At 70.2% G+C, this 15,796-nt stretch carries 13 protein-coding genes and 3 tRNA genes; all 16 read left to right on the plus strand.

What is annotated here, in order from left to right:
* The first annotated feature begins 84 nt into the window (after positions 1–84).
* The 16 genes from SM577_RS05495 to SM577_RS05570 all read left to right on the plus strand — a co-directional run bounded on the left by SM577_RS05495 (position 85) and on the right by SM577_RS05570 (position 15,758).
* A tRNA-Thr gene (locus SM577_RS05495) sits at positions 85–157 on the plus strand.
* A gap of 24 nt (positions 158–181) precedes the next feature.
* Positions 182–254: transfer RNA gene (locus tag SM577_RS05500), tRNA-Met, on the plus strand.
* Positions 255–386: 132 nt separating this feature from the next.
* On the plus strand, positions 387–554 hold the full coding sequence (gene rpmG / locus SM577_RS05505) for a 50S ribosomal protein L33 (protein ID WP_007073056.1): 168 nt from the start codon (positions 387–389) through the stop codon (positions 552–554).
* 126 nt (positions 555–680) lie between these two features.
* Positions 681–1,127, plus strand: a complete 447-nt coding sequence (locus SM577_RS05510) for an FAS1-like dehydratase domain-containing protein (protein ID WP_474581479.1) — start codon at positions 681–683, stop codon at positions 1,125–1,127.
* A 1-nt stretch (position 1,128) separates the two neighbouring features.
* Complete coding sequence (locus SM577_RS05515; RefSeq protein WP_474586428.1) at positions 1,129–1,521, plus strand: MaoC family dehydratase; 393 nt, start codon at positions 1,129–1,131, stop codon at positions 1,519–1,521.
* A 128-nt stretch (positions 1,522–1,649) separates the two neighbouring features.
* Positions 1,650–1,722 (plus strand) — tRNA-Trp (locus tag SM577_RS05520).
* 209 nt (positions 1,723–1,931) lie between these two features.
* Positions 1,932–2,324 carry a preprotein translocase subunit SecE gene (gene secE / locus SM577_RS05525; protein WP_109898168.1) on the plus strand — a complete coding sequence of 131 codons (393 nt, stop codon included), beginning with the start codon at positions 1,932–1,934 and terminating at the stop codon, positions 2,322–2,324.
* A gap of 38 nt (positions 2,325–2,362) precedes the next feature.
* Positions 2,363–3,085 carry a transcription termination/antitermination protein NusG gene (gene nusG / locus SM577_RS05530; protein WP_088997360.1) on the plus strand — a complete coding sequence of 241 codons (723 nt, stop codon included), beginning with the start codon at positions 2,363–2,365 and terminating at the stop codon, positions 3,083–3,085.
* Positions 3,086–3,268: 183 nt separating this feature from the next.
* Positions 3,269–3,700: a 50S ribosomal protein L11 gene (gene rplK, locus SM577_RS05535; RefSeq protein ID WP_302919533.1), complete on the plus strand. Its 432-nt coding sequence runs from the start codon at positions 3,269–3,271 to the stop codon at positions 3,698–3,700.
* A 79-nt stretch (positions 3,701–3,779) separates the two neighbouring features.
* Positions 3,780–4,496 (plus strand): 50S ribosomal protein L1, encoded by a 717-nt coding sequence (rplA, locus tag SM577_RS05540; RefSeq protein WP_302919532.1) that lies wholly within the window; start codon positions 3,780–3,782, stop codon positions 4,494–4,496.
* A gap of 77 nt (positions 4,497–4,573) precedes the next feature.
* On the plus strand, positions 4,574–5,521 hold the full coding sequence (locus SM577_RS05545; protein WP_474586429.1) for an ABC transporter ATP-binding protein: 948 nt from the start codon (positions 4,574–4,576) through the stop codon (positions 5,519–5,521).
* Entirely contained in the window at positions 5,518–6,207 is a 690-nt protein-coding gene (locus SM577_RS05550) for a hypothetical protein (protein WP_474586430.1), read from the plus strand. Before SM577_RS05545 ends, SM577_RS05550 begins: the two co-directional genes overlap by 4 nt.
* A gap of 580 nt (positions 6,208–6,787) precedes the next feature.
* Positions 6,788–7,333, plus strand: coding sequence for a 50S ribosomal protein L10 (rplJ, locus tag SM577_RS05555; RefSeq protein ID WP_109898162.1), 546 nt, complete (start codon positions 6,788–6,790; stop codon positions 7,331–7,333).
* A gap of 57 nt (positions 7,334–7,390) precedes the next feature.
* Positions 7,391–7,780: a 50S ribosomal protein L7/L12 gene (gene rplL / locus SM577_RS05560; RefSeq protein ID WP_167179825.1), complete on the plus strand. Its 390-nt coding sequence runs from the start codon at positions 7,391–7,393 to the stop codon at positions 7,778–7,780.
* A gap of 574 nt (positions 7,781–8,354) precedes the next feature.
* Positions 8,355–11,786, plus strand: a complete 3,432-nt coding sequence (rpoB, locus tag SM577_RS05565; protein ID WP_109898160.1) for a DNA-directed RNA polymerase subunit beta — start codon at positions 8,355–8,357, stop codon at positions 11,784–11,786.
* Positions 11,787–11,867: 81 nt separating this feature from the next.
* Positions 11,868–15,758: a DNA-directed RNA polymerase subunit beta' gene (locus SM577_RS05570; RefSeq protein ID WP_302919529.1), complete on the plus strand. Its 3,891-nt coding sequence runs from the start codon at positions 11,868–11,870 to the stop codon at positions 15,756–15,758.
* Positions 15,759–15,796 lie beyond the last annotated feature (38 nt).

Here is a 15,796-nt window from a genome sequence, read left to right on the forward strand (position 1 = left end):
GGTGGGCGGGGGATCCGATTTCACCTCCGGCGTGGGGCCGTGTAGTCTTACCCCTGCGCGTCACCCCCCGGGGAGATCGCGCAGGCCCCCTTAGCTCAGTCGGCAGAGCGTCTCCATGGTAAGGAGAAGGTCTACGGTTCGATTCCGTAAGGGGGCTCGAGGGTTCAGCTGGACCCACCGCGGCGGTGTAGCTCAGATGGCAGAGCAAGCGGCTCATAATCGCTGTGTCGCCGGTTCAAGTCCGGCCACCGCTACTCTCGTCCTCCGGGCGTGCTCCCGGTGGTCGGTAGGACGGGCGCCACTGGCGCCCACTTTGCATGTCCGCGTAGTCAGCGCGTAGGCTGATGCGCCGTAGTTGTTACCCGTAGCGAGGAAGGCACTCCGCCGTGGCGAAGGCGACCGATGTCCGGCCGAAGATCACTTTGGCGTGTGTGGAGTGCAAGGAGCGCAACTACATCACGCGCAAGAACCGTCGTAACGACCCGGACCGCATCGAGCTGAAGAAGTTCTGCCCGCGCGACGGCCGGCACACGGTCCACCGCGAGACCCGCTGACCTGCGGCCGGCCCCGCCGGCCCGGTCCACAGCACCTCCGAGCGCCGATCTGTACGGCATGGCGCGGCCTCCCGCCGCCGCCGACCGCGCAGATCGGCGTTCGCGTTCTGCGTGTAGGTTCGCGGCATGTCCCTGGACCCGTCCTTCGTCGGCCGGAGCTACCCGCCGACCGCCCCGTACCAGGTGGGCCGAGAGAAGATCCGCGAGTTCGCGACGGCGATCGGCGCCACCGACCCGGCCCACCACGACCCGGAGGCCGCCCGCGCGCTCGGCCACCCGGACGTGGTCGCCCCGCCGACCTTCCCCGTGGTGATCACCATGGCCGCCAGCCGGCAGATCATCGAGGACCCGGCGCTGGGGGTCGACTACAGCCGCGTCGTGCACGGCGACCAGCGCTTCGCGTACACCCGGCCGGTGGTGGCCGGCGACGAGCTGGTCTGCGTGAACACCGTGGAGGACATCACCTCCCGCGGCGGGCACGGCTTCCTGACCACCCGCACCGACGTCAGCACGGCCGCCGGCGAGCCGGTGGTCACCGTCTGGTCCAAGATCGTCGTACGGGGGGAGGGCTGAGATGGAACTGCCCGCGAAGACCTTCCGGGTGACCCGGGCGGACCTGGTCCGCTACGCCGGCGCCTCCGGCGACTTCAACCCGATCCACTGGAGCGACCGGACCGCCACCAAGGTGGGCCTGCCCGGGGTGATCGCCCACGGCATGTTCACCATGGCGCTGGTCGGCCGGGCGGTCACCGAGTGGGCCGGCGCGCCCGACGCGGTGGTCGACTACAGCGTCCGTTTCACCCGGCCGGTGGTCGTCCCGGACGACGACCAGGGCACCGAGATCGAGGTGACGGCGGTGGTCCGGGAGGTCACCGAGGACGGCCTGACCAGGCTCGACGTGACCGCCACCTGCCTCGGTGAGAAGGTGCTGTCGCAGGCCAGGGCGACCGTCCGGACGGCCCGCTGACCGGGCTCGCGACGCGCGATGGGCAGACCGGTTGGGAAAGTCGTGCCGCTACCCGTACACTGGTCCGCCGTGGGGCAAACGACCCCTGCCCGGCCGTGCGCGGTGGGGTGGGGCGAGCGTTGCCGCACAGGGGTGTAGCTCAATTGGCAGAGCAGCGGTCTCCAAAACCGCAGGCTGCAGGTTCAAGTCCTGTCACCCCTGCGCCTCAGGCCTGACCGTTCCCGTGGGTCGCGCCGCCGTCCGGCGGCGTTCGGCCCGTGGTGGTGGCATCGGCGGGGTGGCTCCGAGGCATCGGGCCCCCCGGTCGATCCGCCGGCCGCGGCCCGTCGCGGGACGGTTGGTCCGGCCGGCGTGACCAAGCGCCGCGCACGCCGACGGCGTGCGACCCGACATCCCGCACGGAGGGCGAAGTGGCCGACAACAAGCGGCGCGGCGAGGACGCCGGCGACGACCGTCTGCACGACGAGGTCGTCGACGACGTGGCCGACGACGACGCCACCGACGCGGAGGAGCCGGTATCCCGGGGCGGTGGCACCGCCACCCGGTCCCGGGCCAAGGCGGAGTCGGCCGACCGGCCGAAGACCCGGGCCGAGACCGACAAGGTGGGGCTGTTCGGCCGCATCGCCCGATTCATCCGCGAGGTCGTCGCCGAACTGCGTAAGGTCATCTGGCCGACGCGCAAGGAGCTGCTGACCTACACCGCGGTGGTGGTCGCCTTCGTCGCGGTGATGCTGACGATCGTGGCCGGCCTGGACTACGCCTTCGCCAAGGGCGTGCTGTGGGTCTTCGGCAACCCCAGCTGACCGGCTGACTGTGCCGATAGTGACGGAAGTGAGCGAGCGTGCCTGAGTACGACGAGACCGCCGGACCCGAGGACGAGCAGTCCACGGTCGCGACGGCGGCTGGTGACGAGTCGGTCGAGGCCGCCAGCGAGCCGGAGTTCCCCACCAGCGAGCCCGCGCCCGACGAGGACTACGACCCGGTCGCCGAGCTGCGCCAGAAGCTGCGCTACGCGCCGGGCGACTGGTACGTGGTGCACTCGTACGCCGGCTACGAGAACAAGGTCAAGACCAACCTCGAGACCCGGATCACGTCCCTCGACATGGAGGACTACATCTACCAGGTCGAGGTGCCGACCCGGGAAGAGGTCGAGGTCAAGAACGGCAAGCGGTCCCAGGTGCAGGCCAAGGTCTTCCCCGGCTACATCCTGGTCCGGATGGAGCTGACCGCCGAGTCCTACTCCTGCGTGCGCAACACGCCGGGGGTCACCGGCTTCGTCGGCGCCACCGACCGGGCCGACCGCCCGGCGCCGCTCTCCCTCGACGAGGTGCTGAAGTGGCTGGCGCCGGCCGTCGAGACCGAGCAGAAGAAGGCCAAGCCCGAGGTCAAGGTCCTCGACTTCGAGGTCGGCGACTCGGTCACCGTCACCGACGGCGCCTTCGCCTCGCTGCCGGCCACGATCAGCGAGATCAACGCCGACCAGCAGAAGCTCAAGGTGCTGGTGTCGATCTTCGGCCGGGAGACGCCGGTCGAGCTGAACTTCAACCAGGTCGCCAAGATCTGACGTACGTCCGCACCGGCGGTGGGCCTCCCGGCCGGCCGCCGGTGCGCCGTCTGGCCGCCCGCCCGACCTCGGCGGGAGGGCGGCGGACGGCTGCGCTACCCTAGAACGTCGGCTGTCCGCACCGCGCTGACCGTGCGCGCCCGCAGGCCGGCGACATCCCAGTTCCAAGCCCCAGGAAGAGACATGCCTCCGAAGAAGAAGCTCGTCAAGACTTTCACGCTTCAGCTGCCGGCGGGCCAGGCCACCCCGGCGCCGCCGGTCGGCCCCGCGCTCGGCCAGCACGGCGTGAACATCATGGAGTTCTGCAAGTCCTACAACGCGCAGACCGAGTCCCAGCGGGGCGACATCGTCCCCGCCGAGATCAGCGTGTACGAGGACCGGACCTTCACCTTCGTGCTGAAGACCCCGCCCGCCGCCCGGCTGCTGATCAAGGCCGCCGGCGTGCAGAAGGGCTCCGGCGTCCCGCACAAGGAGAAGGTCGGCTCGGTCACCCGCGCCCAGCTGCGCGAGATCGCCGAGAAGAAGATGGCCGACCTGAACGCCAACGACATCGACCAGGCTGAGAAGATCATCGCCGGCACCGCCCGGTCGATGGGCCTCAACGTCACCGACTGACCCCGGTCACCGCCAGATCCAGTTCGTGGGAGGGCGCGCGGAACCCGCGGCCCGCCATAGACCACAGGAGTACCAGAACATGCAGCGCAGCAAGAGCTACCGCAAGGCCGCCGAGGTCATCGACCGGTCGAAGCTCTACACCCCCGCCGAGGCCGTGAAGCTGGCCAAGGAGACCACCAACGTCAAGTTCGACGCCACGGTCGAGGTCGCCATGCGCCTCGGCGTCGACCCCCGCAAGGCGGACCAGATGGTCCGCGGCACGGTCAACCTGCCGCACGGCACCGGTAAGACCGCCCGCGTGATCGTCTTCGCCGCCGGTGCGAAGGCCGAGGAGGCCGCCGCGGCGGGTGCCGACGAGGTGGGCACCGACGAGCTCGTCGCCCGGATCCAGGGCGGCTGGCTGGAGTTCGACGCGGCGATCGCCACGCCGGACCAGATGGCCAAGATCGGCCGGATCGCGCGGATCCTGGGCCCGCGCGGTCTCATGCCGAACCCGAAGACCGGCACGGTGACCATGGACGTCACCAAGGCGGTGCAGGACATCAAGGGCGGCAAGATCACCTTCCGGGTGGACAAGCACTCGAACCTGCACCTGATCATCGGCAAGGCGTCCTTCTCGGAGGCGCAGCTGGTCGACAACTACGCGGCCGTCCTCGACGAGGTGCTGCGGGCCAAGCCGTCCGCGGCGAAGGGCACGTACCTCAAGAAGGTCACCCTCACCACCACCATGGGCCCGGGCGTCCCGGTCGACCCGAAGCTGGTGAAGAACCTGCACGAGGCCCCGGCCGAGGGCTGAGCACCCGCTCCCGCAACGGGGCGTCGCCACACCGTGGCGGCGCCCCGTCCGCGTCCGCGGCATGGCAAGCTCACCGCATGCGGCTGGAGAACGTCTGGTTGCGGTACCGCCGGCGGGGGCCGTGGGTGCTGCGGGGCACGCAGGCCCGGATCGGCCCGGGTGAGGTGGTGGTCGTGCTCGGCCGCAACGGCGCCGGGAAGTCCACCCTGCTCCAGGTCGCGGCGGGCGTGCTGCGACCGGTCCGGGGCCGGGTCGCCGAACGCCCCGGCCGGGTCGGCTGGGTCCCCGAGCGGTTCCCCGCCGACCAGCCCTTCACCGTGCAGCGCTACCTGACCGCGATGGCGCGGGTCGCCGGCCTCGACGCCCCGGCCGCCGGCCGGGCGGTGGCCGACTGGACCTCCCGGCTCGGCCTGTCCGCGTTCCGCGCGGTCCGGCTGCCGGAGCTGTCCAAGGGCACCGCCCAGAAGGTCGGCCTGGCCCAGGCGATGCTCCGCCCGCCCGGCCTGCTGGTGCTCGACGAGCCCTGGGAGGGGCTGGACGCCGGCGCCCGCGAACTGGTCCCGGCGGTGATCGACGAGGTGCTGGCCACCGGCGGCTCGGTGCTGGTCAGCGACCACCGCGGCGAGACCGTCCGGCTGCCCGGCGCGCGGCACTGGACGGTGGCCGACGGCACGGTCACCGAGGAGGCGCCGTCGGCCGCCGCGGCGATGGCCGTGGTCGAGGTCGCGGTGCCCGCCGCGCGGGTCGCCGGCGCCGTCGCCCGGTTGCGCGCCGAGGGCCACCACGTCCTGCGGGTACGCCCCGGCGACCCGCCCGCCGAGCCCGCGTCCACCGACCAGCCCGGCACCGACCCCGCGCTGCCCGGCCTCGGCCAGCCCGGCGCCGACCCCGCGGTGCCCGGTCCGGGCGGCCCGCTCGGCTCGGCGCCGGCGTCATCCGGTCCGGCTCCGGGCGGGGCATCGGAACCCGCGCCGGCCGCCGGGGTGGCCGCCGAGGGCGGTCCGGCCACCGGGGTGTCCCGGTGATCGCGCTGGTCCGGCTGCGCCTGGCCGGCTTCCTGCGTACCGGCCGGGCGCTCGCCCCGGTGCTCGCCGGCCTGGTCGCGCTCGGCGTGCTAAACGGCGGCGGCCGGGCCCAGCCCGCGGAGGCGTACGGCGTCTCGGCGGCGGTGCTCTTCCCGGTGCTCGCCTGGCAGACCAAGGTGCTGCTGGACGTCGAGCCGGACGGCCAGCGCCGGCTGGCCCGGGTGGTGGCCGGCGTCCGGGCCGAGGAGGTGGCCGGGCTGCTGGCGGCGGGCGTGGCGGCGCTCGGCACGGTGGCCGTCGCGCTGGTCTTCCCCTGGCTGGTGGGCGGCGTCACCGGTCCGGTCGAGCCGGGGGACCAGCCGGTGGTGATCGGCGTCACGCTGGGCGCCTGGGCGCACCTGCTGGTCGTACCGGCGGCGGTGGCGCTCGGCGCGCTGGCCAGCCGGGCCAGTACGGGCAGCGCGGGGTACGGCGTCGCGGTGCTCGCGCTCGGCGGGGTCGGCGCGGTCGTCCTCGGCCTGAGCGGCTCGGTGGTTCCGTGGCTGGCGCCACCGGTGATGGCGACCGCCCGGGCCGTCGCCGGCGACCTGACCCTGCCGACCGGTGCGCTGCTCACCGGGTGGGCGGCCGCCTGGAGCGCGGTCGCCCTGGCCGGCTACTCCTGGCGCCGCCGCTCCCGCCCCTGACCATCGGGAGCTGCCGGCGCGGACTGATCGTTTGTCCAGCCGGGCCCAGTCCGGCCCGGCCCGGCGCAGCCCAGTCCGGCCCGACCCAGCCCAGTCCGGCCCGGCCCGGACCGGCGCAGCCCGGCCCGACCCGGACCGGCTCGGTCGCTGCCCGGGCTAGCCGGCGGTACCCGGGCCCGGCCCTTCGCCGAGGCGAGCGTTCGGGCAGGTCGGGGCCGCCGCTTCGGTGCCGGATCCGGGGCCGGAGCCAGGATGAGCCGGGGGAGTGAGCCGGGCCACCCGGGGGGCGATTTGGCGGGCGCGACCGGGTCGCGTAACCTTGGCCGCGAAGTTCCACCCAGAGACCGCTGGTCACCGTGCCCCGGCACGGTCGAAGGTCCCGCGACGACGGGCGACCCGCGCAGGGCGGCAAGCGAAAATCGGCAGTTCAGCATGGTCCGCCGACCGTGCCCGCGGCTGCCGGCCCTCGCCCCGTGCGCCCTGCGCCGGGGCTTTTCTCGTTGTCGTGTCGCCTCCGCCACCGTCGACAGCCTCCCGCTGCCCGACGGTGACCAGCCTCGAGCAACGAGAGAGGAGGGACATGGCGGACAAGCCGATCCGGGCCGACAAGGCCACGGCCGTCGCTGAGCTGACCGAGAGCTTCCGCACCGCGGGCGCCACGGTGCTGACCGAGTACCGCGGTCTGACGGTTTCCCAGCTCACCCAGCTGCGGCGCTCGCTCGGCAAGGAGACCACCTACACCGTCGCGAAGAACACGCTGGCCAAGCGTGCCGCGACGGACGCGGGCATCTCCGGCCTCGACGAGCTGTTCACCGGTCCTACCGCGCTGACTTTCGTTTCGGGCGACGTCGTCGAGGCGGCGAAGGGGCTTCGCGACTTCGCGAAGGCCAACCCGAAGCTCGTCATCAAGGGCGGTGTCTTCGAGGGCAAGGCCATTTCCGCGGCCGAGGTCACGAAGCTCGCCGACCTGGAGTCCCGTGAGGTGCTGCTGGCCAAGCTGGCCGGCGCGATGAAGGGCAACCTGAGCAAGGCCGCGGCCCTGTTCCAGGCTCCGCTCTCCAAGGCCGCCCGTGCGGCGGCCGCCCTGGCGGACAAGCGCGAGAAGGAGGGTGCCGAGGCGGCCTGAGGCCCTCTCGCGCATCCGGTCAATTCTTTGTAATTCCAGTTGGAAAGGACGCCAGACATGGCGAAGCTCAGCACCGAAGAGCTGCTCGACGCGTTCAAGGAGATGACGCTGATCGAGCTCTCCGAGTTCGTGAAGCAGTTCGAGGAGACCTTCGAGGTCACCGCCGCCGCCCCGGTCGCCGTGGCCGCGGGTGCCCCGGCCGCCGGCGGTGCCGCCGCCCCGGCCGAGGAGGAGAAGGACGAGTTCGACGTCATCCTCGAGGCTGACGGTGGCAAGAAGATCCAGGTCATCAAGGTCGTGCGCGAGCTGACCGGCCTGGGCCTGAAGGAGGCCAAGGACCTGGTCGAGGGTGCGCCCAAGGCCGTCCTGGAGAAGGCCAACAAGGAGACCGCCGAGAAGGCCAAGGCCAAGCTCGAGGGCGAGGGCGCCAAGGTCACCCTCAAGTGACCTGAGGTACCACCAGGCGCGCGTCCGGCTCACGTGAGCCGGGGCACACCGCGTCGCGGCGGGCGGTGATCCGGAATCGGATCGCCGCCCGCCGTGTTGGTGTACCCGGCCGGCAGCGGCGTGAGCAGGGCGTCCGTCGCCCGGTGCGGAGCGTGCGGCGCCCCGGTGTCGGTAGTCCGTCGGTGGGAAAGACACGCGACCCGGTTACCGGCCCTTGACGCGGCACCGGCCTGCCAGGCACGCTGACACCAGCAAGACCTTCCGCGCTTGCAACGGCCACCACTTGGGTAATGGCAGCGGCAGCACCATCGGCCGCCGCACCCGAGCGGCCCGGCGGGAACGTTGCGTTCCGAGCGGCCCGGTCGACCCGGTTTCCCGGGGTCCCGAGGCACGTTCCGCAACGACCTGCGGGGTGGGCTGGACAGCGGTTAGCCTCTCGGCTACACTGCTAGTTTGCGCTGCCTTCCGACTTGACCCCTGCTCGGAAATGTCCGTTTGCGGATATTTCTGGTGGGGTCATTGGAGTGCACGCGTACCAGCCGTTCTGCAGCACCGGTCCTCGGAAGGACGCATCTTGGCAGCTTCCCGCCCTGCGAAGACCAGTCGTACGTCGAGCGCTTTCGCTCCCCGCCGAGTTTCATTCGGCAGGATCACCGAACACCTCGAGGTCCCCAACCTCCTCGCCATCCAGAACGAGTCCTTCGACTGGCTGGTCGGCAACGAGGCTTGGCAGGGCCGGTCGGCGGACGACCCGCACGCACGCTCGGGTCTCGCGGAGATCCTCGACGAGATCAGTCCCATTGAGGACTTCTCCGGCACCATGTCGCTCTCCTTCTCGGCTCCGCGCTTCGACGAGGTCAAGGCCTCGATCGAGGAGTGCAAGGAGAAGGACCTCACCTACTGCGCGCCGCTCTTCGTGACCGCGGAGTTCACCAACAACACCACCGGCGAGATCAAGAGCCAGACGGTGTTCATGGGTGACTTCCCGATGATGACGCCGAAGGGCACCTTCATCATCAACGGCACCGAGCGCGTCGTGGTCAGCCAGCTCGTCCGGTCCCCGGGCGTCTACTTCGACAAGCAGCCGGACAAGACCTCCGACCGCGACCTCTCCAGCGTCAAGGTCATCCCGAGCCGGGGTGCCTGGCTGGAGTTCGACATCGACAAGCGCGACACGGTCGGCGTCCGCATCGACCGCAAGCGCCGGCAGGCCGTCACGGTCCTGCTCAAGGCCATCGGATGGTCGGCCGAGCAGATCCGTGAGCGGTTCGGCTGGTCCGAGCTGATGATGACCACGCTCGAGAAGGACCACATCGCCGGCCAGGACGAGGCGCTCCTCGACATCTACCGCAAGCTGCGCCCCGGCGAGCCGCCGACGCGCGAGAACGCCCAGACCCTGCTCGACAACCTCTTCTTCAACCCGAAGCGGTACGACGTCGCCAAGGTCGGTCGATACAAGTTCAACAAGAAGCTCCAGCTGGACGTGCCGATCACCACCGGCACGCTGACCGAGGACGACATCGTCGCCACCGTGGAGTACCTCTGCCGGCTGCACGCCGGTGAGGAGGGCTACGAGGCCGACGACATCGACCACTTCGGCAACCGGCGCCTGCGTACCGTGGGCGAGCTCATCCAGAACCAGGTCCGGGTGGGCCTGTCCCGGATGGAGCGGGTCGTCCGCGAGCGGATGACCACCCAGGACGTCGAGGCGATCACGCCGCAGACCCTGATCAACATCCGCCCGGTGGTGGCGGCGATCAAGGAGTTCTTCGGCACCTCGCAGCTGTCCCAGTTCATGGACCAGACCAACCCGCTGGCGGGCCTGACCCACCGGCGCCGGCTGAGCGCGCTCGGCCCGGGTGGTCTGTCCCGGGAGCGGGCCGGCTTCGAGGTCCGTGACGTGCACCCGTCCCACTACGGCCGGATGTGCCCGATCGAGACGCCGGAAGGCCCGAACATCGGTCTGATCGGCGCGCTGTCCACCTTCGCCCGGGTCAACCCGTTCGGCTTCATCGAGACGCCGTACCGGAAGGTCGTCGACGGTCGGGTCACCGACCAGATCGACTACCTGACCGCGGACGAGGAGGACCGCTTCGTCAAGGCGCAGGCCAACGCGCCGCTGAAGGCGGACGGCTCGTTCGCCGAGGACCGCGTCCTGGTCCGCCGTAAGGGCGGCGAGACCGAGGACGTCCCGCCGGCGGCCGTGGACTACATGGACGTCTCGCCGCGGCAGATGACCTCGGTCGCGACCGCGATGATCCCGTTCCTGGAGCACGACGACGCCAACCGGGCGCTGATGGGCGCGAACATGCAGCGCCAGGCGGTGCCGCTGGTCAAGGCCGAGGCCCCGCTGGTCGGCACCGGCATGGAGTACCGGGCCGCGGTCGACGCCGGCGACGTGGTGGTCGCCGAGGTCGGCGGTGTGGTCGAGGACCTCTGCGCCGACTACATCACCGTCCACCAGGACGACGGCCACCGCCGTACCTACCTGCTGCACAAGTTCCGCCGCTCCAACGCCGGCTCCTGCGTCAACCAGAAGCCGGTGGTCTTCGAGGGCGACCGCGTCGAGGCCGGCCAGGTCATCGCCGACGGTCCGTGCACCGACGAGGGCGAGATGGCGCTCGGGCGCAACCTGCTCGTGGCGTTCATGACCTGGGAGGGCCACAACTACGAGGACGCGATCATCCTGTCGCAGCGCCTCGTGCAGCAGGACGTGCTCACCTCGATCCACATCGAGGAGCACGAGGTCGACGCCCGGGACACCAAGCTCGGCCCGGAGGAGATCACCCGCGACATCCCGAACGTCAGCGAGGAGATGCTCGCGGACCTCGACGAGCGCGGCATCATCCGGATCGGCGCCGAGGTCGTCCCCGGCGACATCCTGGTCGGCAAGGTCACGCCCAAGGGCGAGACCGAGCTGACCCCGGAGGAGCGGCTGCTCCGCGCGATCTTCGGTGAGAAGGCGCGCGAGGTCCGGGACACCTCGCTGAAGGTGCCGCACGGTGAGACCGGCACGGTCATCGGCGTGCGTACCTTCTCCCGGGAGGACGGCGACGAGCTGCCGCCGGGCGTCAACGAGCTGGTCCGGGTCTACGTCGCCCAGAAGCGGAAGATCCAGGACGGTGACAAGCTCGCCGGCCGCCACGGCAACAAGGGCGTCATCTCCAAGATCCTGCCGATCGAGGACATGCCGTTCCTGGAGGACGGCACCCCGGTCGACATCGTGCTCAACCCGCTGGGTGTGCCGAGCCGGATGAACATCGGCCAGGTGCTGGAGACGCACCTCGGCTGGGTGGCCAAGACCGGCTGGAGCGTCGATGGCGACGACGCCGAGTGGAAGCGCCAGCTCCGCTCGATCGAGGCGCACGAGTCGGAGCCGGACACCAACGTGGCCACGCCGGTCTTCGACGGTGCCCGCGAGGAGGAGATCTCCGGTCTGCTCGCGTCGACCCTGCCCAACCGGGACGGCAAGCAGCTGATCGGCTCCAGCGGCAAGGCGCAGCTGTTCGACGGTCGCTCCGGCGAGCCGCTGCCGGACCCGATCGCGGTCGGCTACATCTACATCCTGAAGCTCAACCACCTGGTCGACGACAAGATCCACGCCCGGTCGACCGGCCCGTACTCGATGATCACGCAGCAGCCGCTGGGTGGTAAGGCGCAGTTCGGTGGCCAGCGCTTCGGTGAGATGGAGTGCTGGGCCATGCAGGCCTACGGCGCCGCGTACGCGCTGCAGGAGCTGCTGACCATCAAGTCCGACGACGTCCTCGGCCGGGTCAAGGTCTACGAGGCCATCGTCAAGGGCGAGAACATCCCGGAGCCGGGCATCCCGGAGTCGTTCAAGGTGCTGCTCAAGGAGCTGCAGTCGCTGTGCCTCAACGTCGAGGTGCTCTCCAGCGACGGTGTGGCCCTGGAGATGCGCGAGACCGACGACGAGGTGTTCCGGGCCGCGGAGGAGCTGGGCATCGACCTGTCCCGGCGCGAGCCGAGCTCGGTCGAAGAGGTCTGAGGTGAGCGGTCGGGAGCCGGCTCGCCGGCTCCCGACCCCACCCACTAGCTAAGCAGTACAGACGACGACATAGGGGACATAGTGCTCGACGTCAACTTCTTCGACGAGCTGCGTATCGGCCTCGCCACCGCCGACGACATCCGTCAGTGGTCCCACGGCGAGGTCAAGAAGCCTGAGACGATCAACTACCGCACCCTGAAGCCGGAAAAGGACGGGCTCTTCTGCGAGAAGATCTTCGGTCCGCAGCGGGACTGGGAGTGCTACTGCGGTAAGTACAAGCGGGTCCGGTTCAAGGGCATCATCTGCGAGCGCTGCGGCGTCGAGGTGACCCGGTCCAAGGTCCGTCGTGAGCGCATGGGGCACATCGAGCTGGCCGCTCCGGTGACCCACATCTGGTACTTCAAGGGCGTGCCGAGCCGGCTGGGCTACCTGCTGGACCTCGCCCCCAAGGACCTCGAGAAGATCATCTACTTCGCCTCGTACGTCGTGACGAGCGTGGACGCCGAGGCGCGTCACCGCGACCTCTCGACCATCGAGAACGAGATCCTGGCCGAGAAGCGGCAGGCCGAGAACAGCCGCGACTCGGAGATCGAGAAGCGGGCCGCCAAGCTCGAGGCCGACCTGGCCGAGCTGGAGGCCGAGGGTGCCAAGGCGGACGTCCGGCGCAAGGTCAAGGAGGGCGGAGAGCGCGAGATGCGCCAGATCCGCGACCGGGCCCAGCGCGAGATCGACCGCCTGGACGAGGTGCTGGACACCTTCCGCAAGCTGGAGCCGAAGCAGCTGGTCACCGACGAGCTGCTCTACCGCGAGCTGCGCGACCGGTTCGGTGAGTACTTCACCGGCGGCATGGGCGCCGAGGCGATCAAGGCGCTGGTCCAGAACATGGACCTCGACGCCGAGGCGGAGAGCCTGCGGGAGACCATCCGCTCCGGCAAGGGGCAGCGGAAGATCCGTGCGCTCAAGCGGCTCAAGGTCGTCGCGGCGTTCCTCAACACCCGCAACTCGCCGCTCGGCATGGTGCTGGACTGCGTCCCGGTCATCCCGCCGGACCTGCGCCCGATGGTGCAGCTCGACGGTGGCCGCTTCGCGACGTCGGACCTGAACGACCTGTACCGCCGGGTGATCAACCGGAACAACCGGCTCAAGCGGCTGATCGACCTCGGCGCGCCCGAGATCATCGTCAACAACGAGAAGCGGATGCTGCAGGAGGCCGTCGACGCGTTGTTCGACAACGGCCGCCGCGGCCGGCCGGTCACCGGGCCGGGCAACCGTCCGCTGAAGTCGCTCTCCGACATGCTCAAGGGCAAGCAGGGCCGGTTCCGCCAGAACCTGCTCGGCAAGCGCGTCGACTACTCCGGCCGTTCGGTCATCGTGGTCGGCCCGAAGCTGAAGCTGCACCAGTGCGGCCTGCCCAAGCAGATGGCGCTGGAGCTGTTCAAGCCGTTCGTGATGAAGCGGCTGGTCGACCTCAACCACGCGCAGAACATCAAGTCCGCCAAGCGGATGGTCGAGCGGCAGCGGCCGGTCGTGTGGGACGTGCTGGAAGAGGTCATCGGCGAGCACCCGGTGCTGCTCAACCGGGCGCCGACCCTGCACCGGCTGGGCATCCAGGCATTCGAGCCGCAGCTGGTCGAGGGCAAGGCCATCCAGATCCACCCGCTGGTCTGCACCGCGTTCAACGCCGACTTCGACGGTGACCAGATGGCGGTGCACGTGCCGCTGTCCGCCGAGGCCCAGGCCGAGGCGCGGATCCTGATGCTGTCGTCGAACAACATCCTCAAGCCGGCCGACGGCAAGCCGGTCACCATGCCCACCCAGGACATGGTCATCGGTCTCTACCACCTCACCCACCTCACGCCCGACGAGAAGGGCGCGGGCCGGGCGTTCAGCTCGGACGCCGAGGCGCGGATGGCGTACGACAACGGCGAGCTGCACCTGCAGGCTCCGGTGAAGATCCGGCTGCGGGGCGTGGTCGGGGTCGACAACGGCGCCGGCGCCGAGCCGTGGACCGCGCCGGAGGGCTGGGTCGAGGGCGAGCCGCTGACCGTGGAGACCACCCTCGGCCGGGTGCTGTTCAACGAGACGCTGCCGCAGGGCTACCGCTTCGTGAACTACGAGATCCGCAAGGGTCAGCTCTCCGCGATCGTCAACGACCTCGCCGAGCGCTTCCCCAAGGTGGCCCTGGCGGCCACCCTGGACGGGCTCAAGGAGGCCGGCTTCCACTGGGCCACCTGGTCCGGCGTGACGATCGGCATGGAGGACGTCATCGCTCCGCCGCGCAAGGCGGAGATCCTGGAGCGGTACGAGAAGGAAGCCGACCGGATCGACAAGCAGTACCAGCGTGGTCTGATGACCGCCGAGGAGCGTCGCGGCGAACTCATCGAGATCTGGACCAAGGCGACCAACGAGGTCGCCAAGGAGATGGACACCGCGCTGCCGCAGGAGAACCCGCTGTGGAAGATGATCAACTCGGGTGCCCGCGGTAACCTGCTCCAGCTCCGGCAGATCGCGGCGATCCGTGGTCTGGTGGCCAACCCGAAGGGTGAGATCATCCCGCGGCCGATCAAGGCCAGCTACCGGGAGGGTCTGTCCGTGCTGGAGTACTTCATCTCCACGCACGGTGCCCGTAAGGGTCTCGCCGACACCGCGCTGCGTACCGCCGACTCGGGTTACCTGACCCGTCGTCTGGTGGACGTCTCGCAGGACGTCATCATCCGCGAGGAGGACTGCGGCACCGACCGGGCGATCCCGATGCAGATCGGCCAGCGCACCGAGGACGGCCGGCTCGTCGTGCACGAGCACGCGGAGACCAGCGTGCACGCCCGTACCCTGGCCGACGACATCAAGGGGCCGGACGGCACCGTGGTCGCCGAGCGGGGCGCGGACATCAACTCGATCCTGGTCGACAAGATCGTCGCCGCCGGGGTGGAGTCCGTCCGGGTGCGCAGCGTGCTCACCTGCGAGTCGAAGCTGGGCGTCTGCGGTGCGTGCTACGGCCGCTCGCTGCCGACCGGCAAGACCGTGGACGTCGGCGAGGCGGTCGGCATCATCGCCGCCCAGTCGATCGGTGAGCCGGGTACGCAGCTGACGATGCGTACCTTCCACACCGGTGGTGTCGCGGGTGAGGACATCACCCAGGGTCTGCCGCGTGTCCAGGAGATCTTCGAGGCCCGGATCCCGAAGGGTAAGGCGCCCATCGCCGACACCCCGGGCCGGATCCGGATCGAGGACGGCGAGCGGTCGCGGAAGATCATCGTGGTGCCGGACGACGGCAGCGACGAGATCGTCTACGACAAGATCTCCAAGCGGGTCCGGCTGCGGGCCCACGACGGCGATCACGTCGAGGTCGGGGAGAAGCTCACCGAGGGCACCATCGACCCGCACGAGCTGCTGCGCATCCTCGGCCCGCGCGCGGTCCAGGTCCACCTGACCCAGGAGGTCCAGGAGGTCTACCGCTCGCAGGGTGTGCTCATCCACGACAAGCACATCGAGATCATCATCCGCCAGATGCTCAAGCGGGTGACGGTCATCGACTCCGGCTCGACCGAGTTCCTGCCGGGTGTGCTGGTCGACCGGGCGCTGTTCGAGTCGGAGAACCGCCGGCTCGTGTCCGAGGGCGGCGAGCCCGCCGCCGGTCGCCCGGTGCTGATGGGTATCACCAAGGCCTCGCTGGCCACGGACTCCTGGCTGTCGGCGGCCTCCTTCCAGGAGACCACCCGGGTGCTGACGGACGCGGCGATCCACGCCCGCAGCGACTCGCTGATCGGCCTCAAGGAGAACGTGATCATCGGTAAGCTCATCCCGGCCGGTACCGGTATCAGCAAGTACCGCAACGTCCGGGTGGAGCCGACCGAGGAGGCGAAGGCCAAGGTCTACTCGATGACCGGCTACCCGGAGACCGACTACGGCTTCGGGCCGGCCAGCGGCCAGGCGGTGCCGCTGGACGACTTCGACTTCGGGTCGTACCGCTAATCGCACGAGCGAACGAGGCCCCCGGCAGCCGCCGGGGG

It is taken from the genome of Micromonospora desertarenae, from assembly GCF_056150265.1.